The organism is Paraburkholderia sp. D1E, from assembly GCF_052682275.1.
On sequence record NZ_JBQYMB010000001.1, the window covers coordinates 1,554,842 to 1,573,282 of the forward strand.

The 18,441-nt window shown below is 60.4% G+C and carries 13 protein-coding genes and 2 pseudogenes; 7 read left to right on the forward strand and 8 right to left on the reverse strand.

The genetic code is table 11. The annotated features are described in order from the left end of the window. Positions 1-184: 184 nt before the first annotated feature. Positions 185-1,456 carry an ABC transporter substrate-binding protein gene (locus tag ACUN0E_RS07220; RefSeq protein ID WP_445570391.1) on the forward strand — a complete coding sequence of 424 codons (1,272 nt, stop codon included), beginning with the start codon at positions 185-187 and terminating at the stop codon, positions 1,454-1,456. A gap of 226 nt (positions 1,457-1,682) precedes the next feature. Further along, positions 1,683-2,807 (forward strand): ROK family transcriptional regulator, encoded by a 1,125-nt coding sequence (locus tag ACUN0E_RS07225; protein ID WP_445566103.1) that lies wholly within the window; start codon positions 1,683-1,685, stop codon positions 2,805-2,807. Positions 2,808-3,219: 412 nt separating this feature from the next. Here ACUN0E_RS07225 and ald read toward each other — a convergent pair whose 3' ends face one another. The 4 genes and pseudogenes from ald to ACUN0E_RS07245 form a co-directional block, all read right to left on the reverse strand. Then, positions 3,220-4,338: an alanine dehydrogenase gene (ald, locus tag ACUN0E_RS07230; RefSeq protein ID WP_445566104.1), complete on the reverse strand. Its 1,119-nt coding sequence runs from the start codon at positions 4,336-4,338 to the stop codon at positions 3,220-3,222. Positions 4,339-4,658: 320 nt separating this feature from the next. Continuing rightward, entirely contained in the window at positions 4,659-6,041 is a 1,383-nt protein-coding gene (locus tag ACUN0E_RS07235) for an IS4 family transposase (protein WP_445566105.1), read from the reverse strand. Between the two features lie 532 nt (positions 6,042-6,573). Beyond that, a complete protein-coding gene (locus ACUN0E_RS07240) occupies positions 6,574-6,975 on the reverse strand; it encodes a hypothetical protein (protein WP_408510331.1) in 402 nt (133 codons plus the stop codon). Between the two features lie 12 nt (positions 6,976-6,987). Continuing rightward, positions 6,988-7,164 (reverse strand): annotated as a pseudogene (locus ACUN0E_RS07245) (helix-turn-helix domain-containing protein); the annotation flags it as partial. Positions 7,165-7,288: 124 nt separating this feature from the next. Between ACUN0E_RS07245 and ACUN0E_RS07250 the strand changes: the two are divergent. Next, positions 7,289-8,320: an MDR family NADP-dependent oxidoreductase gene (locus ACUN0E_RS07250; RefSeq protein WP_445566106.1), complete on the forward strand. Its 1,032-nt coding sequence runs from the start codon at positions 7,289-7,291 to the stop codon at positions 8,318-8,320. Here the strand turns inward: ACUN0E_RS07250 and ACUN0E_RS07255 are convergent. The 4 genes and pseudogenes from ACUN0E_RS07255 to ACUN0E_RS07270 form a co-directional block, all read right to left on the reverse strand. Beyond that, positions 8,317-9,252 (reverse strand): dihydrodipicolinate synthase family protein, encoded by a 936-nt coding sequence (locus ACUN0E_RS07255; RefSeq protein WP_445566107.1) that lies wholly within the window; start codon positions 9,250-9,252, stop codon positions 8,317-8,319. The genes ACUN0E_RS07250 and ACUN0E_RS07255 overlap by 4 nt on opposite strands. Positions 9,253-9,278: 26 nt before the next feature. Continuing rightward, positions 9,279-10,992, reverse strand: a pseudogene (locus ACUN0E_RS07260) (IlvD/Edd family dehydratase). 50 nt (positions 10,993-11,042) lie between these two features. Further along, positions 11,043-11,759 carry a FadR/GntR family transcriptional regulator gene (locus ACUN0E_RS07265; RefSeq protein WP_445566108.1) on the reverse strand — a complete coding sequence of 239 codons (717 nt, stop codon included), beginning with the start codon at positions 11,757-11,759 and terminating at the stop codon, positions 11,043-11,045. Between the two features lie 338 nt (positions 11,760-12,097). After that, a complete protein-coding gene (locus ACUN0E_RS07270) occupies positions 12,098-12,991 on the reverse strand; it encodes a LysR substrate-binding domain-containing protein (RefSeq protein ID WP_408484962.1) in 894 nt (297 codons plus the stop codon). Positions 12,992-13,092: 101 nt separating this feature from the next. On the opposite strand from ACUN0E_RS07270, the gene psrA reads away from it, so the two are divergent. The 4 genes from psrA to phnY all read left to right on the forward strand — a co-directional run bounded on the left by psrA (position 13,093) and on the right by phnY (position 18,439). Further along, positions 13,093-14,184 (forward strand): iron-containing alcohol dehydrogenase PsrA, encoded by a 1,092-nt coding sequence (psrA, locus tag ACUN0E_RS07275; protein WP_408238692.1) that lies wholly within the window; start codon positions 13,093-13,095, stop codon positions 14,182-14,184. A 180-nt stretch (positions 14,185-14,364) separates the two neighbouring features. Next, positions 14,365-15,669 carry an MFS transporter gene (locus tag ACUN0E_RS07280; protein WP_445566109.1) on the forward strand — a complete coding sequence of 435 codons (1,305 nt, stop codon included), beginning with the start codon at positions 14,365-14,367 and terminating at the stop codon, positions 15,667-15,669. Positions 15,670-15,695: 26 nt separating this feature from the next. Next, on the forward strand, positions 15,696-16,991 hold the full coding sequence (phnA, locus tag ACUN0E_RS07285; RefSeq protein ID WP_408520745.1) for a phosphonoacetate hydrolase: 1,296 nt from the start codon (positions 15,696-15,698) through the stop codon (positions 16,989-16,991). Further along, a complete protein-coding gene (gene phnY / locus ACUN0E_RS07290; protein ID WP_445566110.1) occupies positions 16,988-18,439 on the forward strand; it encodes a phosphonoacetaldehyde dehydrogenase in 1,452 nt (483 codons plus the stop codon). The genes phnA and phnY overlap by 4 nt, the downstream gene beginning before the upstream one ends. The last annotated feature ends 2 nt before the right edge of the window (positions 18,440-18,441 follow it).

Here is an 18,441-nt window from a genome sequence, read left to right on the forward strand (position 1 = left end):
AATTTCCGTTCGTTTGTCTGGTGAGCCGGCTGGGATACTTCATTCGTGATTGAAGCTCTCTGTCCGATTTATGTGCTTGATAAGTTTTAAGGAGACGAAAATGAAAGCAAAGCTCTATCGTGGAGAGGGAATCCTGCGCACGTTATGCCGTTGTTTCACAATGACGGCGGCGATGTGTAGCGTCATGGGGGCATGCAGCGTTGCATACGCGACTACCATCACGGTCGGCGTTCCCAACAATAACGACCAGATTGAACTGAAGAAGCTGTCATCGGCTTTCGAGAAGGCTAACCCGGACATTCAATTGAAATGGGTGGTGCTCGAGGAGAATGTATTGCGTCAGCGCTTGACGACGGACATAACAACCAACGGTGGGCAGTTTGACGTCCTGGCAATCGGAACCTACGAAGCCCCTCTGTGGGGAAAACGTGGCTGGCTCGTTCCGTTAAAAGACTTACCGGCGGACTATGACGTCAACGACCTGTTCAAGACTGTGCGAGATGGCTTGTCCTATGACGACAAACTCTATGCGCTTCCATTCAATGCAGAAAGTTCGATGACGTTCTACCGCAAGGATCTGTTCGTGGCAAAGGGCCTGAAGATGCCCGATCAACCGACCTACGAACAGATCAAGGGATTTGCCGACAAACTGACTGACAGGAGCAATGGCGTATATGGCATTTGCCTTCGCGGCAAGGCGGGGTGGGGAGAAAACATGGCCTACGTCGGTACGCTCGTCAACACGTTCGGCGGCCGGTGGTTTGACGAGAAATGGCATGCACAGATCAATTCTCCTGAATGGAAGAGCGCAATCGGTTTCTATGTGAACCTTCTACAGAAAGATGGCGCTCCCGGTGCCAGCTCGAATGGCTTCAACGAGAATCTTTCATTAATGTCTAGTGGCAAGTGCGCCATCTGGGTCGATGCGACCTCAGCTGCCGGCATTCTCTACAACAAGAACGAATCTTCGGTGGCAGACAAAGTGGGATTTGCGGCAGCGCCAGTCCAGGCGACGCCTAAGGGTTCTCACTGGTTGTGGTCTTGGGCGCTCGCGATCCCGAAGACGTCAAGATCGCAAGACGCAGCGAAAAGATTTATTGAGTGGGCGACTTCAAAGGAATACATCAAGCTTGTCGGCGCCGATATTGGCTGGGCATCGCTCCCACCCGGTACCCGGCTCTCAACTTACCAGTTGCCTGAATACAAACAGGCCGCTCCGTTTTCAGACTTTGTGCGCAACGCGATCGAGACTGCGGATCCGGGTCATCCGACCGCGAAGCCTGTACCGTACACCGGTGTGCAATACGTCAGTATTCCTGAGTTCCAGTCGTTCGGCACGGTGGTCGGTCAGAGTATCTCCGGCGCGGTTGCTGGACAGTTGACGGTCGACCAGGCATTGGCAGCCGGTCAGGCCGCCGCGGACCGTGCGGTGAAACAGGCCGGGTACCAGAAGTAAAACAGGGATCAGCCACTGGAGAAATGCGGCACGCGCCGGCTGATACCCGTCAGTCGGCCGCGAGCTTTGTGAGCGGCGAAGTGCCGGTCGTTGACGGTCGGTATACTACTCGCTGAAAAGCACCGCCCTCGTACTGCGCAAGATCGCGAAGGGCTCAACTGCAACGGAGCATATTCGCGTGCCGAACAAGCAATCCCGACATCAACATGGATTCAACGGGCCTCGCGTGCGCGATCTCAATCGGGCACTCGTGCTCGAAGCCATCCGGCAGGACCCGGGCATCGGGCGCGCCGAGATCGCAGCGTCCACACGTCTGACCGCAGCGACGATCACCAATATCGTCGCGGCGTTGATCGCGGATGGCGCCGTCGAAGAGTCGGCTGAGCGTGAGGCACGGACCACGGGGCAGCCGGTGCGCCGTCTGCGCATCATCCCCGGCTATGCGGCCACGATCGGCCTGCACTTCGACCACGAGTTCGCGACCGGCGTGCTGGTCGACGTGGCCGGCAACGTGATCCATGAAGCGCGCAAACAACTGTCAATCGAGGACCCTGCCAGTGCGGTGCGTGTGCTCGCACGGCTGTACGACGACCTGCACGACCATCCGCAACGTGTCGGTAAGCTCCTTGGCGTGGGGGTTTCGGTGATGGGCGCGATCGATAACGTGCGCGGCCTCGTCTGCCAGTCGGCCGAATACCCCGCCTGGCGCGATTTCGGGTTTCGTGAGGCGTTGTCCCAGCATGTTGAGCATGAAATCCATATCGAGAACAATGGCACGGCCGCGGGTTTGGGCGAGTACTGGTTCGGCGATGGCCGGCGATTGGGCAGCTACATCCATGTCTTTATCGGCAACGGTTTGGGTGGCGCGTTGCTAATGAATCGCCGGGCGGTGCGCGGCCTCACCGGCAACGGCTGCGAGATTGGCCACGTCAATGCTCATAGAGAGGGCAAGCCTTGCTTCTGCGGTGCGCGCGGCTGTCTCGAAACCGTCGTGTCCTTGCGTGGGCTGGCTCACGCTCTCGGGCATGACCGGGTCGCCGAATTCGATCTCACGGCCTTTTATGCAAAGCACAGCGATGCTTTCGATCCGTGGGTCGAGCAGGCCGGCACCGACCTGGGCCGGGTGCTAGCTGGAGTATCCAACGTAGTCGACGTGTCCGACATCATCATTAACGGACTGCTACCGCCTGAGTTACTGCAGCGTCTGATCGAGCGCACGCGCGAGGTGGCGGCCGAGTACGAGATGAACGGTCGCCCGGGGCGCCTCGCTTTCCACCAGGGCCGCGCAAATAGAGAGATTTCGGCTGCGCTTGGCGCGGCCACCGTGCCGCTCTACGAAAATCTGTTCTAGCACCGCCAACAGGTCGATCAGGCTGCTGGTTGAACAGCCAGACGGCGAAGTCTCTGTCACCATGCTCGCCGGCGTTTGCCAGAAGGTCGAGCCGCTTTAGGGCGGCCCAACTGTACGCAAGAGCTTTGCGAGATGGTTGTTGCGCAAGCGAATGATCCGGGCGTTCGCGGCTGATGAGTGACGAACGTCCGGTCGCAAGGTGGTGGCAGACTGAAACGAGAGCGGACAACGCCATTGACAGCAAAGTGCGGCGAAGCAACCGTTTGAAAGCGGCATACTCACGTCACGAAAGCAGGCTCAGAATATCAACGTTGAAGCTCGCATCGAAAACCATTCCACCTAAACTCAGCGCAGCCGTCTAACCTGACTCGGCGTGACATTTCCGGCAAATCGATTGCCGACGATATTTTTGCTATTCAGTGGCGATGGCGCCTGCATCCTCGCAGGTGTAGCCCAGTGCTTCGGCGACCTCGGGACAGGTTACTTTGCCGAACGCGACATTCAGGCCGCGGCGCAGATGTTCGTCATCGGTAAGCGCCTTGCGCCAGCCCTGGTCGGCGATTTGCAGGACAAAGGGAAGCGTCGCGTTATTCAACGCATAAGTGGACGTGCGCGGCACACCGCCAGGCATGTTTGCGACACAGTAGTGTACGACTTCGCCAACTTTGTACGTGGGGTCAGCATGAGTCGTAGGCCTCGCGGTTTCGCAGCATCCTCCCTGGTCGATCGCGACATCGACGATGACGGAGCCGGGGCTCATCGCATCAACCATCTTGCGCGTGACGAGTTTGGGCGCAGCGGCGCCGGGCACGAGCACGCCACCGATCACGAGGTCGGCATCGAGTATGTGTCGTTCGATGTTGTCCTGATTCGAATACACGGTGATCACGCGTGCGCCCAGCAGCCGGTCCATGCGTCGCAGCGCATCGACATTGCGGTCGATTACGACGACCTGCGCACCCGTGCCGACAGCCATCTGCGCGGCATTGGTGCCGACCACGCCGGCGCCGAGGACCACAATCTTCGCGGAGGGCACGCCCGCCACGCCGCCAAGCAGGATGCCCTTGCCACCGTGCGCGCGTTCCAGGCTGAACGCGCCCGCCTGAATCGACATGCGGCCCGCAACCTCGGACATGGGCGCGAGCAGAGGCAGTCCGCCGCCGCGTTGCGTGACGGTCTCATAGGCGATGCAGACCGCGTTGCTTCGGACGAGATCGGCGCACTGCTCGGGGTCCGGCGCGAGGTGCAAATAGGTGAAGAGAATCTGTCCTCGGCGCAGCATCGCACGCTCGGGCGCCTGAGGTTCTTTCACCTTGACGATCATGTCGGCAGCGGCAAACACCGCTTCTGCGCTGGGCGCAACCTGCGCGCCCGCGGCCCGGTACGCGTCGTCCGTTGCGCCGATGCCTGCGCCAGCGCCTGTCTCGACGTCTACGCTGTGTCCGTGCGCGACGATCTCGCGCACGGAAGACGGCGTGAGACCGACACGATACTCATGATTCTTGATTTCCTTCGGAACGCCTACGTGCATATTGCCTCCTGTATGAGACTGCCGGTCTGCCGCGAAATGATCTGATTTCTCACACGCCCAGCACGAGCGGCGAGCGTTGGCGAGGGAGGCGTCGACGACGCTAACGCCCGCAGCGGGATCGCAAGAAACGACCGCCACCGCCTTCCCGATTTCATCTGTTGGCCACGCCATCGCCGGGTGCCTGGCCAGTAGCACGTTGTGACGAGTAGCATCGGAGCGGGATGCATGCGGGAATCGAGCGTGACGTAGGTGCTATATCCGGCTACTAGTGGTGATTTCCACAATACTATCGACGGTGTGCTAGAGGGAATGGCACTTACTTAAGCCCGAGCCCGAGGAGCGTGCCCATATTTTCGGACGCGCTCGCGTGCGATGTGACGAGGCTCTTTCAGCCATGGATAAGACTTCGGTCTTCGTTTGCGCATTCGTGGTTCGATGCGACCGGGGCGGTTCCCAACACGAGACTGCGCGATCAGCTTGAACAGGACACTCTGGTCGTGAGTTGCCGTCAGACCCCTGGCCAGCCATTCAGTCCATAGCTGCACGGCGTGCTTGAAACTCAGTGTTCTCGGATCGGTGGCGCAGTGGCTGGCGGCTTGGGCCATCAGCAGCCGAATCACGTTGTAGGCCAGCAGATGGACCCACATCTCCTTCTCGTTCATGTGGGCAGTCTGGCAATGCAGCACATCCATGCCCATCGTCGTCTTGATGTTACGTAGATCCAGTTCCACGTTCCAGCGCCTGGCATACAACTGCGAGAGGTCCTGTTTGCTGGTCTTGTGTGCATCAAGCATCGTGGTGACCAGCACCCGGTGATGCAGCCTGCATTCGCGCACCATCAGTTCATCGGGGAAGGCCTGGTACTGCTCACGCGTCATCCAGGCGGGGCACTGCCGGGGTTTGGGCCACGTCACAATGTGATCGCGCGTGCCCTGCGACTTGCCTCGCCGAAAGTCGGTGCGGCGCGCCCCATGCTGTTCCATCACGACATCCACTCCGGCGGCGATCATTGAGGCCATCAGAAAGTAGTGGCAGTACAAGGCATCGGCGACAATCACGTCACCTCGACGAAACGTGTTTTCCAGCATGCGAAACGCCGTCAGCTCCCCGCTGCCTTTGCCCGCGTAAGTTCCGACAGCCGCCTCCAGCACTGCGCCGCTTGCCAGACAGATCACCGCAACCAGATAGGCTAACGGAAATCCCACGCCTTCGGCCTGAGCACTGGACTGTGGGAAGCGCGCCTGGTTCGACGGCGTATCGGGCATCGAGATCCCGGTGCCGTCAACCAGCTTGACCGGGCGCCCGCGCCACTTCCAGGCCGGCTCGGCCTGCTCGTGCAGTTGACGCCCCGTCTCGCGCGCCAACTCCCGGACCATTGTCAGCGGCAGTCTCTGGCGAGCGCGGCAGTAGCCTCCCGTGCGCACGCTCGTGGGCCGCAGCCCGTCGGCAACTCGCTGCGCGGCCCACCCGTTGACTGCCTTCTGACAGGAGGCATCCTCTTCCAGCGCCTGGCGCATGAACATCGACAGCGTCACCGTCGGCGGATACAGCCGTTCTCGATGCGCTGGCAAATACGCTTCGGTGGCGGCCAATAGCTGCGGGCTCGTCAGTATGTTGAAGTAGTCCACAGACTGTGTCCTGCGCGCCCGGCTTTGAACTGTGCTTCGTGTTTGCCTATGATGACTTCGTGAATTACGATCCATGGTGGCTGATCCTTGGAATGAGACGGTGTTTGCCTGGTAACAACCATCCTATCAATCCTTCGATCAGCCGCCTCCCTTTCTCTTCAAGCACTTACCCCCGTCTTCTCCTCCATGCAGGCTTAAGTAAGTGCCATTCGTGCTAGAGGTTGTTAATGTAATTGTGGTGAATTTTGGTTGAAACGCCTGAATGAGGCGACATGTGTCCATCATCTTACATCGCAGGCCTAAGGGTTTATAACTAGTCCTGTCTCTTCCATGTCTCCCCTTTCGCATGCAACCTTATTGTTGCCGCATGTGCAACGCCAACTTGTTGTTCGAACTCAATCCGCTGCAGCCGGAGCACTCGGATCAGGTTCGCCTGTATCAGGCCTCAAACATTTTTGACCCCGTCTCACCAGCTCATCCGGGTATGGACGAAGGCGATCGAGTTCGAACACGCCTATCCTTTGCTGGGCAGGAGCACTTATGTCTACGTGACCAAGGCGTTGCAAGCCAGGACGGTACCCGACCAACACGGCTACGCACAGCGTATCTAGCGCGGTCCGAGCAAATACGCACTCACCATCCCCACAAGCTCTCGCTTCAGGATCGGCGTTCCCAGCGTCCCTCTATGCGCGGCATCATGAATGACACCCGCAACTGCAGACGAAAGAACTTGCGCGGTCATTCCAACTGATTCCCGCCCACGCCGCTTCCCCGTTGACACAACCATCGCCGTGTAGCAACCGAGATACTCCGTCTCGAACTTGTCGTGAGCGGACCTCAAACCGTCGACGTAGGGCGTCTCCTCAAGAAGCACGCGATGGAGTGCCGGATTGATGCTATGGACCCCGATCATGCCGTCGACCAGTTGCTCGACACGCCGTGCGAGCGTCATCGTCCCGTCGTCGATTGCGCGTAGTACCGCGAGAATTTCGTCGAAGTGGCGAGCCATGATGGCCTCCACCAACACGTCCTTATTTGGAAAGTATTGGTACAAAGAGCCAATGCTCACGCCGGCGACTTCAGCGACTTCGTTGGTCGTGAATCTAGCCCAGCCCCTGCGCCCCAAAACCTGAGCGCCTGCCGTGAGAATAGCCTCGACCGTAGCGCGCGCACGCGCTTGCCGCGGGGCTTTGCGCATCGTTAAAGCACGCGCGGGAATGCGAGTAGCCAAATCGCTGCCCTCAAGTGAATATGAGCCATATGCTCACATTATTCGACGCGCTTGACAACGACATGCACGCCCATCTCGCGAGGACGCTCCGATGACCGCCATACCTGGCACCTGTCGCGAAGTTCGATTGAAGGTCAGACCCGACGGTCTGCCCAGCGCAGGCAACTTCGACATCGTTTCGGTTCCGTTGCCGATACCCGTGGACGGCGAGGTGCTTGTCCGCAACCGCTACTTTCTCGTGTCGGCTTCACTGCGCATGATGATCAGCAAAGGGGCCGAAGATGTGGACGGTGTGCCTTTTCGGGCCCTGCGCGCGGGCGAGACACTCGCAGGGGAAGCGCTGGGCGAAATCGTTTCAGCGCCCGCAGGCAGTGGGTTCTCGCCAGGCGACCTGATTCTGCATTTTCGGGGCTGGCGCGAATACGCGACCGTGCCCATCGCACAATGCCGGCCGGTAGAGCCTGGCTTGCCGGACCCGGTCGGCTACCTGGGGCATGGATGGACGGCTTATGCAGCGCTCACGCGCGGCGTGCAGATCCGGCCTGACGACACGGTATTCGTTTCCAGTGCTGCGGGCGCGATCGGTTCAATGGCTGGACAGATCGCGCGATTGCTCGGTGCGGGCCGCGTTATCGGCAGTACCAGCTCCAAAGAAAAGGCAGCCCGTCTCGTGTCCGAGTTGGGATATGAAGCAGCGGTGTTCCGCGGCGCCACACCGATCGTCGAACAGCTTGCCGAGGTCGCACCCCAAGGTATCGATGTCGTCATCGATAACGTCGGAGGCGAACAGTTGCAGGCAGCCGTCGCCAACGCACGCGTCGGTGCCCGTGTCGTGATTCTCGGCGCGTTGTCGGGGCAATTGGCGACTCACGGCTCCGGCCGAACCGCGCCGCTCGAGTTGGATTCGATCCAGCTTCTTCGAAAGAAGATTACGTTGCGCGGGTACAGCGCAGACGATGATCCTCACATGCATGCGGAGTGGATCAATCGATTCGCCGAGTGGTTAAGAGCCGGCAGCATTCGTTTTCCGCACGAAATCATCGTAGGACTCGAATGTGCGCCTCAGGCCTTGGAACGAGTGATCAAGGGGGAATACTTTGGGACGGTGGTCGTGAAGTCTTAAGCTGCAGCCTTTCCAGATAGCGGAGACCTTAAAGGACCCAGCTGCATTGCAAAGCGCTGCGCGCATTCCAGTCCGAACGCCGTCGGCGCGACGCCGCGATCGTGCTGTACGTCGAAGCCCATTCGCCACGCGGCGATCCGCTTGCCGTAGCACGTGAGAGCATCGAGCGATTGCATCACAAAGACGATAACCGGCAATGTCTGGGCATAGAGCGATTCGGCCTCCTGCTCAAGTCCGTTAGCGAACGCCTGTTGTATTGCAACCTGCCAGTCGAATGTGTCCGGAGCAACGATCAATCCGGCACATCCTGCCCGCAGATTGTCGACGAGTTCCTGTCCGCCCCTGCCATTGAAGACCGGTAGCGTATGACCGAGCGCGCGCAGCCGTTCGACCGTGCGCTGAATCGTGGTCGCAGGTCCCTCGCCTTTAAGCAGGCGGAAATTCGGACATCGACTCGCAAGCGCCACGATCGATTCCGCCGACAAGCCGACGCCGAGGTATTCCGGCGCGTTCTGGATACCGACCGGGACGCGTGTGCGCTGCATCACCGCTGCAAAGAAGTCGAAGTAGAACGATTCCGACTTGTCGCGCATTGACGGCGGCTGAAGGATCAGCCACGAAGCGCCGCGCCCGACGGCATAATCAACCATGGCGACTTGCGCATCCACGGTATCGCCTGTGATCGTGACGACGAGCGGTACGCGTGCGGCAATATCTTCGCTTGCCCAGTCGATCAGTTGATGTTTCTCATCAAGTGATAGCCGATTTACCTCGGTCGCAAGACCGAGTATGACGATGCTTCGAGCGCCAGCCGCGATCGTCGCATTGATCTGCGTCCGTAGTGCTTCGCGATCCAGTTGGTTGCGGGCGTCGAAGTAGGCATAGAGAACAGGCCAGATTCCGCTCGGCGCAGAATGGGTGTCAGGTGTCATCGATATCATCCGCTACCAGGTGGGGTTCAATGCGAGTCGCGCGGCACGGGCGCGCCGCTCGATCCGACCAGGAAATCGAGATCGGCGCCCTGGTCCGCTTGCAGCACATGGTCGACGTAAAGCTTGTAGTAGCCGCGCGTGGGCGGCGCAGGCGGCTGCCACGCGGCGCGCCGGCGCGCGAGTTCTTCATCGGTGACATCCAGATGCAGACGGCGGGCGTCGACGTCGAGTTCGATCATGTCGCCGGTTTGCACGAACGCGAGCGGGCCGCCCGCAGCCGCTTCCGGCGATACATGCAGCACCACCGAGCCGTACGCCGTGCCGCTCATGCGGCCGTCGGAAATGCGCACCATGTCCGTGATGCCTTTTTGCAGCACCTTCTTCGGCAGCGGCATGTTGCCGACTTCCGCAAAACCCGGATAACCCTTCGGCCCCGCGCCCTTGAGCACCATGACGCAGTGCTCGTCGATGTCGAGGGAGTCGTCGTCGATCTTGGCGTGCAATTCCTCGATGTTCTCGAATACCACCGCACGCCCACGATGCTTCAGCAGATGCGGCGTTGCCGCCGACGGCTTGATCACCGCACCGTTCGGCGCCAGGTTGCCCTTGAGCACCGCAATGCCGGCCTTGGGCTTGAACGGTTCGGCAAACGTCGTGATGACCTTCTCGTCGTGATTCGGCGCGTTGCGCACGTTGTCCCAGATCGTCTTGCCGTTCACCGTCAGCGCCTCGCGATGCAGCAGGCCCTGTTCGCCAAGTTGCTTCAGCACGGCGGGTAGGCCGCCCGCATAGTAAAAATCTTCCATCAGGTATTCGCCCGACGGCTGCAGATTCACCAGACACGGCACGTTCGAACCGAGCTTCCCAGTCTTCGAGCGACAGCTCCACGCCGATGCGTTTGGCCAGCGCGATCAGATGGACGACCGCATTGGTCGAACCGCCGATCGCCGCATTCGTGCGGATCGCGTTTTCGAAGGCCTGGCGCGTGAGGATCTTGTCCATCGTCAGATCCTCGCGGACCATATCGACAATGCGCCGGCCCGCCAGATGCGCAAGCACCTGCCGGCGTGCGTCGACGGCGGGAATCGCCGCGTTGTGCGGCAAGCCCATGCCCAGCGATTCGACCATCGAGGCCATCGTCGACGCGGTGCCCATCGTCATGCAGTGGCCGCGCGAGCGGTTCATGCACGACTCGGCTTCGGTGAATTCTTCCTGCGTCATTGTGCCGGCACGCACTTCCTCGGACATCTGCCAGACGCCCGTACCGGAGCCGATGTTCTTGCCTCGAAAGCGGCCGTTGAGCATGGGGCCGCCCGACACGGCAAGCGCGGGCAGATTGCACGACGCCGCGCCCATCAGCAGCGCCGGGGTGGTCTTGTCGCAGCCGACCAGCAGAATCACGCCGTCCATCGGATTCCCGCGGATCGATTCTTCGACGTCCATCGAGGCGAGATTGCGGAACAGCATCGCGGTCGGGCGCAGATTCGACTCGCCGAGCGACATCACCGGAAACTCGAGCGGCAAACCGCCCGCTTCGTGAACGCCTTTTTTTACGTACTCGGCAAGCTCGCGAAAATGTGCGTTGCATGGCGTCAGTTCGGACCACGTATTGCAGATGCCGATCACCGGACGTCCGTCGAATTCGTCGTGCGGAATACCCTGATTCTTCATCCACGAACGGTGAATGAAACTGTCCTTATCGTTTCTGCCGAACCAGCTCTGCGAGCGAAGTTTGCGCATGTCGTCTCCTTCGGTGTTTGTCGGGTACTTTTTGACAACCAGTTAATTGACTATCCCTGCGAGCGAAGTACTCCGCCGCGACCCATTGCGTCAAGGTCGCGCCGCGTAGAAAGGAGTAGCCAGGTCATGGCGGCATGCGCTTCCGCGGGTTGTCGCCGGCGAATCGCTTCAAAGACGTTCCGGTGTAGCTGCAAGGACTCTTTCGGGGAGGCCGCATACTGACCCGTCACCCGGATCTCGGCGGCAAGCGCTGCCCGGATCGTCACGATCAATTGTCGTAAAACCCAGTTCCCGGTTGCATCGATGATTGAGGTGTGAAAAGACAGATCTGCATCGTGCCAACCTGGGCCGCGCGTTCCTTCGGCCTGAGCTCCCATTGAAGTGAGCGCAGCTTCTATCCGTTCGATATCCTGATCGTTTGCGCGTTGTGCGGCGAGCTCCGCGGCGCGAGGTTCAATAAGCAGACGTGCCTCGATCAGAGCCTGAAAAAATTCTACGTCCGCCACATACTTGACGGCTACGTCGAGCACGGTCGGGTCCAGCAGATTCCAGGCACTACGGGGCAGCACGCTGGCTCCCTTGCGTCGCCGCACTTCGATCAGGCCAAGGGACTGCAGCTTTTGCATGGCTTCCCGCGCCGCGGTTCGGCTGACCCCTCTTGCCTGAGCCAGTTCGATCTCGTTCGACAGGGAAGTGCCCGGCGCATGACGCCCGGACACGATCGATTCGATCAAATCGGCGACGATCGACTCATGAAGCTTCAACATTCTCCCTCTCCGAATCGATCAATAATTTAGTCTGACATATTTTACTGATGCCGGCCAATATTCACGAGAATGTCCAATATTTGCGAAAATATGACGTACATATAGGCTCGACAAGCAAGAGTTTGTTATACGCACTCGTCACACGTAAGACGTATATCGGATAGGGAATAGGGGCCACGGGGGAGAAATTCTCACTTCAGTTGCCGGCAGGCGCGCGGCTGCGCATCGCCTAGCACGGAGTGCGGTTTGTCGATTGGCAACGCATCACGATGGCCGATGGCCGACCTGGGCTGTCAGCCGATCACCGCATCCCGCTTTTAAACGCCACGCTGCCGTTCCTAGCTCGCGGCAGCCTCAGCGTCCTTTTCGACCAACACCTGATTGACCACATCCAGGAAAGCCTGCACGAGCCGCGCGGCCTTGCGCTCGGCGAGGCAGGCGACATGCGCGTGAGTCAACACCTGCTCGCCCTGGATCGTCAGCTTGCGCAGCCGCGAGTCGTCGACATGCTCGCGCTCCGACACCGCTGCTATTCCGAGCCCAAATATGACTGCTTCGCGCACGGCCTCCCGGCTACCCACTTCCAGCGCAAAGTTTGGCTCGATGTCGTGCTGGCGTAGTGCGTCTTCCAGCGCCTTGCGGGTGGTGGAGCCCGGCTCGCGCATGATCATGGGCTCGTCACGAAGTTCTTCCAGGCGGACGCTGCGCCGACGCGCCAGCGGATGCTTCGCTGGCACGATGATGACCAGCGGGTGTTGACGATAGGGCACGTAATGAAGCAGGGGGTTGGCGCCGTATTGCGCCAACACGGCGACGTCCGTTTCATACGACAACAGACCGCGTACGGTTTCCTCCGAGTTGCCGAGCCGGATCGATACGCGCAATCCCGGATAGCGAAGATGAAACGCCGCGACGATTTCCATTGCATGGAGTGGCCCGACCGCACCCACGTGGATGATTCCGGTGCTCAGACCCGCCGATTCCTTCAGAAAGTCGATTGCCTCCTGTTCGTTACCGAACATCCGCTGGGCAATCGCAAACAAGGTTTCCCCGGCCGCCGTCAGGATGATTCGACGGCCGCTGCGATGAAACAGCTCCACCCCGTAGCTTTCCTCCAGATCCCGCACCTGCGTTGTGACAGTCGGCTGACTGACGTGCAGCGCCCGCGCGGCGGCCGTGACACTGCCGTGCTTGCCGACGGCGTAGAACGAGCGCAATTGAGTGAGTCGCATAGATTGGTTGAATACATCGACAGAAATATTTGTATTTTTACTATACATCGATATTTCCCATAATTCATCCGTAACGACAGTTCACAAAACGAGGGGAGACGATGAACGGTGTCTTTTGGAATCCTGTAGAGGTGAATTTCGGTCCTGGCTGTATCGCGCGGCTACCCGAGATTCTCAATGGCCGCCGCGCCGTTGTTGTGACGTTTGCGGAGGCGGCGCAGATCGGCCTCGTGCAACGTGTGAGCGAGTTGTGCGGCGACAGCGTGGTCGCGGTAATCGACGACGTACAACCGAATCCGGACGTCACCCACCTCGCCGGGATGTACCGCGATTTCTGGCGAAAGCACGAGGATTGTCCGGTCGTGGTCGCGATCGGCGGCGGCAGTGTGCTCGACACGGCGAAAGCGCTGATGGTCGGAACACAAAGCAATGAGTTTGACGAACTACTGGCCTTGCTCGACACGGGCAAGCCGTTCACACCGCCGCGCGTGAAGTCGCTGATCACCGTGCCGACTACCGCAGGCACCGGCAGCGAAGTGACACCGTGGGCGACGATCTGGGACCGCACGATCAAGCAGCGCAAGTATTCGCTGCAGCTCCCGCAGACGTGGCCGGAAGCCGCGATCGTCGATCCGGATCTCACGCTGTCGCTGCCGCACTCGGTCACGGTGCAGAGTGGTCTCGATGCGCTATCGCACGCGCTCGAAGCTATCTGGAACGTCAATGCGAATCCGATTTCCGATGAATTCGCCGTGTCCGCTGCGCGCGACATGCTGGCCACGCTGCCGGCGCTCGTCGGGAATCTGCAGGACCGGAAGCTACGCGAACAGGCTTCGCTCGCAGCGCTCAAAGCCGGACTCGCGTTCTCGAATACGAAGACCGCACTAGCCCATTCCATTTCGTATGAGATGACGATTCATCACGGTCTGCCTCACGGCATCGCGTGTTCGTTCACGCTGCCCATGGTGCTGGATCTCGCGCTTGGAAAAAGCGCTGCGCGCGACGCCGTGCTCGCGAAAGTCTTTCCGTGCCCGCTGGCAAATGCGCGGGACTACCTGACCGGTTTCCTCGAAGCGTTGGGTGTGCAAACATCGTTCTCGAGCTACGGCGTCAGTGTTGAGGAGTCGGACAGGATGATTGCGCACGCACTCAGTGGGCCGCGCGGACGCAATTTCATCGCCGCAGCGGCCTGACGTTTTCGCAGCAGCGCGGCAAGGGGATCAGCATCACGCGACGGTGATAGAGGAGGAAAAGAGACATCCGGTTTCGTACCGGCGTATCTTGCAGCACAACAAAAGCCGCATGAACGGCAAGTGCCGAGGCAGCGGACGTCACACGACGTCACGGGCCCGGCAACTATCAGGAGACAAGCAATGGAAGCAGTGGATATTGCAGGAGGCCCGGCAGTCAGCGTCGACGCCAGGTCTGTGAAGTCGGTTGCCCTCGCCAGTCTGATCGGCACGACGGTCGAATGGTATGACTTTTTCCTCTACGGCACGATCACCGGACTCGTATTCGACAAGCTTTTCTTTCCGACGGGGAACGCATTCGTTTCCACCATGCTGGCCTATACGGTGTATGCGGTCGGCTTTGTCACCCGGCCGCTCGGCGGTGTGATCTTCGGCCATTTCGGCGACCGGTTCGGCCGCAAGCCATTGCTGGTGCTCACGCTTTCCATCATGGGCGTGTCCACGTTTCTGATCGGGATACTGCCAACCTATGCGTCGATCGGTATCTGGGCGCCGGCCTGTTTGCTCTTGTTGCGGCTGCTGCAGGGCATTGGGCTGGGCGGCGAGTGGGGCGGTGCAGTGCTGATGGCTTTCGAGTATGCACCTCGCAAACACCGCGGCCTGTACGCATCCTATCCGCAGATCGGGCTCGCAATCGGCCTGTGCCTGAGCAGTGGCGTGGTGGCCGCACTGACGACCTGGCTGACGCCGGATGCTTTCCTGCAATGGGGATGGCGGGCCGCCTTCATGGCCAGCATCCTGCTCGTTGCCGTGGGCATGTTTATCCGGTTGCGCATCGTCGAGACGCCCGCATTCACGAAGATTCGCGACACGCACGCGGTTGCGAAAGTACCGGCGCGCGAGGTATTCACCGATTACCGCAAGAACGTGTTCCTGGGTTGGGGCGCGCGCTATATCGACGGTGTGATTTTCAACGTGTATGCAGTGTTCGCGCTGAGCTACCTGATCGGCATCCATCACTATGCGAAGTCGGCGATCCTCGTGGCCGTGACGCTTGCCGCACTGGTGCTGATGTTCATGATTCCGGTCGCGTCGCGCCTGTCGGACCGGATCGGCCGCCGCAAGGTGTTCGGCTGGGGTGCGCTGGCCTGCGGCCTGAGCGCGTGGCCAGCCTTTGCGGTCTTTCATTACTCGACCAGTCTCACTGCCGTGACGGCCACCATCGTGATCGTACTCGGTGTGATCTACGCGTTCGTGTACGGGCCCGAGGCCGCGATGTTCTGCGAACTGTTCGATACGCGGGTGCGCTATAGCGGCATCTCCATCGTGTACCAGGTATCGGGCATTGTCTCCAGCTCGATCACACCGCTCATCGCAACAGCGCTGCTGCACTACGGCAATTTGCAGCCGTGGTGGATTGCCCTCTATATCGCGTGTGTTGGGTTGCTCAGCTCGGTTTGTACGTACTTCATCCGGCGCACATTCTGAACATCTGATCTACAGGGGACTCGAAAATGAACCCAGTTTCAACCATAGCAGTCAACGGTCGACGCTATCGCTTGCCGCATCGGCCGACGGTGATCGTCTGTGTCGACGGATGCGAATACGACTATCTGAATCGGGCAGCAGAAGCGGGCGCCACACCGTTCCTGCGCGAGCTGCTCGAAAACGGCACGGCGCTGCACGCGAAATGCGTGATGCCATCTTTCACCAACCCGAATAACCTCTCGATCGTGTGCGGCGCACCGCCGGCCGTGCACGGCATCTGCGGTAACTATTTCTACGACCGCGATGCCGACGAAGGCCGTGGCCGCGAAGTGCTGATGAACGATCCGCGCTATTTGCGGGCCGGCACCCTGCTGGCCGCCGCCGCCGAAGCCGGCTCCCGTGTCGCTGTGGTCACTGCGAAAGACAAGTTGCGCGCGCTGCTCGGCCATGGCCTGCGTGGAATCTGCCTGTCCGCGGAAAAGGCAAACGAGGCCACCGTCGAGGCGAACGGCATCGATCAGGTGCTGGAGCGCGTCGGCAAGCCGCTGCCCGAGGTATACAGCGCAGACCTCTCCGAATTCGTCTTCGCGACCGGCGTGTGGCTGCTTGAAAACGATCGCGTGGATCTGATGTATCTGTCGACGACCGACTACGTCCAGCACAAGTTTGCCCCGGGCACCGACGGCGCGAACGCGTTTTACGCGATGATGGACCGGTATCTGTTGCGCCTGCATGAACTGGGAGCCGTAATTGGCATCACTGCGGATCACGGGATGAACGCCAAGCACGATCCGAAGACGGGCGAGCCGAACATCATCTATCTGCAGGACCTGCTCGACGACTGGCTCGGACGCGGCGTCGAAGCGGGCGGTGTGCGCGTGATCCTGCCGATCACGGATCCGTATGTCCGCCACCACGGAGCGCTCGGCTCGTACGCGACGGTGTATCTGCCGGCCAATGACGACGGCGTTGAGTTGCGTAGGCGGCTGGCTGGATTGCCGCACATCGAGGCGGTGTTGACTCGCGAGGAAGCGTGCGCGCGCTTCGAACTACCACCCGACCGTGTGGGTGACCTCGTGGTCATCAGTGACCAATCCTATGTGCTCGGCAGCAGTGCCGCGGCGCACGATCTCTCGGGGCTGACCGTGCCGTTGCGCTCGCATGGCGGCTTGTCTGAGCAGACCGTGCCGCTGCTGTTCAACCGCGCGCTTGCCGGGCCGCTCGAAGGCCGGACCTTGAGGAATTTCGACGTATTCGATATCGCGTTGAACGAGCTTCAGGAACAACCTGCCCTTGCATCGCGTCCGGAGCAGCACGCATGAACCATATCGATCGGAAACCGCCGCAGTTTCGCGAAGAGGCGCTGCGCATCGACGGCAACAAGCTGACGCGCGACCGCGTGATCGAAGTGACCAATCCCTACACCGGAGATGTGGTGGGCACCGTGCCGAAGGCGTCGGTCGACGACGTGCGCCTCGCTTACGAGGTCGCGCTCCGATACCGGCCGACGCTGACGCGCTTCGAGCGCGCATCGATCCTCAACCGCGCTGCGGAACTCCTGCGCAGCCGGACTGAAGAGGCGGCCGCGCTCATTACGCTCGAATCGGGTCTGTGCCTGAAAGACTCGCGCTACGAGATCGGGCGCGTGGCGGATGTGTTCAATTTCTCCGCGAACGAGGCGTTGCGCGACGACGGCCAGGTGTTTTCGTGCGACCTCACGCCCCACGGAAAGAAGCGCCGCGTGATCACGCAGCGCGAACCGCTCCTCGGCGTCATTACGGCGATCACGCCGTTCAATCACCCGATGAACCAGGTGGCGCACAAGATCGCGCCGGCAATCGCCACCAACAACCGTACCGTGTTGAAGCCGTCCGAAAAGGTGCCGCTATCCGCGTACTACCTGGCGGATCTGCTATATGAAGCCGGGTTGCCGCCGCCGATGCTACAGGTCGTGACAGGCGATCCGGCCGAGATTGCCGACGAGCTGATCACGAACCCGAACGTCGCGCTCGTGACGTTCACGGGCGGCGTTGCCATCGGCAAATACATCGCCGAGCGGGCTGGCTATCGGCGCGTCGTGCTGGAGCTTGGCGGCAACGATCCGCTGATCGTGATGGACGACGCCGATCTCGAGCGCGCTTCCGATCTTGCCGTGCTCGGTTCGTACAAAAACTCTGGGCAACGCTGCACCGCGATCAAGCGGATTCTGGTGCAACGGACGGTGGCTGACCGCTTCACCGAACTCGTGGTCGAGAAGACCCGGGCGTGGAAGTGCGGAGACCCTGGTGATGCCAATAACGACATGGGGACGGTCATCGACGAAGCGGCCGCCGCACTGTTCGAAGCACGCGTGAACCAGGCCGTCGCGCAGGGCGCACGCTTGTTGATCGGCAACGAGCGGCAGGGCGCGCTCTTTCCGCCGACGGTGCTGGATCGCGTCACGCCTGCGATGGAGCTCGTTGCTCAGGAGACGTTCGGCCCGGTCTCGCCGATCATTGCATTCAACGATCTCGACGACGCCATCCGGATCGCCAACGGCACAGCGTATGGCCTGTCTTCGGGCGTCTGCACGGACAGTCTCGAGAACGTCACGCGGTTCGCGAATGAGCTCAATGTGGGAACGGTCAACGTTTGGGAAGTGCCCGGCTACCGCATCGAGTTGACACCGTTCGGCGGCATAAAAGATTCGGGGCTGGGCCATAAGGAGGGTGTCCAGGAGGCGATGAAGAGCTTCACAAACGTGAAGACCTTTACGTTGCCATGGGGCTGAAA

Coding starts and splice junctions, on each gene's coding strand:
- ACUN0E_RS07220 (WP_445570391.1), top strand. CDS start 185: ATGGGGGCATGCAGCGTTGCATACGCGACTACCATCACGGTCGGCGTT.
- ald (WP_445566104.1), bottom strand. CDS start 4,338: ATGCACGTAGGCGTTCCGAAGGAAATCAAGAATCATGAGTATCGTGTC.
- ACUN0E_RS07235 (WP_445566105.1), bottom strand. CDS start 6,041: ATGGATCGTAATTCACGAAGTCATCATAGGCAAACACGAAGCACAGTT.
- ACUN0E_RS07240 (WP_408510331.1), bottom strand. CDS start 6,975: ATGGCTCGCCACTTCGACGAAATTCTCGCGGTACTACGCGCAATCGAC.
- ACUN0E_RS07250 (WP_445566106.1), top strand. CDS start 7,289: ATGACCGCCATACCTGGCACCTGTCGCGAAGTTCGATTGAAGGTCAGA.
- ACUN0E_RS07255 (WP_445566107.1), bottom strand. CDS start 9,252: ATGACACCTGACACCCATTCTGCGCCGAGCGGAATCTGGCCTGTTCTC.
- ACUN0E_RS07265 (WP_445566108.1), bottom strand. CDS start 11,759: ATGTTGAAGCTTCATGAGTCGATCGTCGCCGATTTGATCGAATCGATC.
- ACUN0E_RS07270 (WP_408484962.1), bottom strand. CDS start 12,991: ATGCGACTCACTCAATTGCGCTCGTTCTACGCCGTCGGCAAGCACGGC.
- psrA (WP_408238692.1), top strand. CDS start 13,093: ATGAACGGTGTCTTTTGGAATCCTGTAGAGGTGAATTTCGGTCCTGGC.
- ACUN0E_RS07280 (WP_445566109.1), top strand. CDS start 14,365: ATGGAAGCAGTGGATATTGCAGGAGGCCCGGCAGTCAGCGTCGACGCC.
- phnA (WP_408520745.1), top strand. CDS start 15,696: ATGAACCCAGTTTCAACCATAGCAGTCAACGGTCGACGCTATCGCTTG.
- phnY (WP_445566110.1), top strand. CDS start 16,988: ATGAACCATATCGATCGGAAACCGCCGCAGTTTCGCGAAGAGGCGCTG.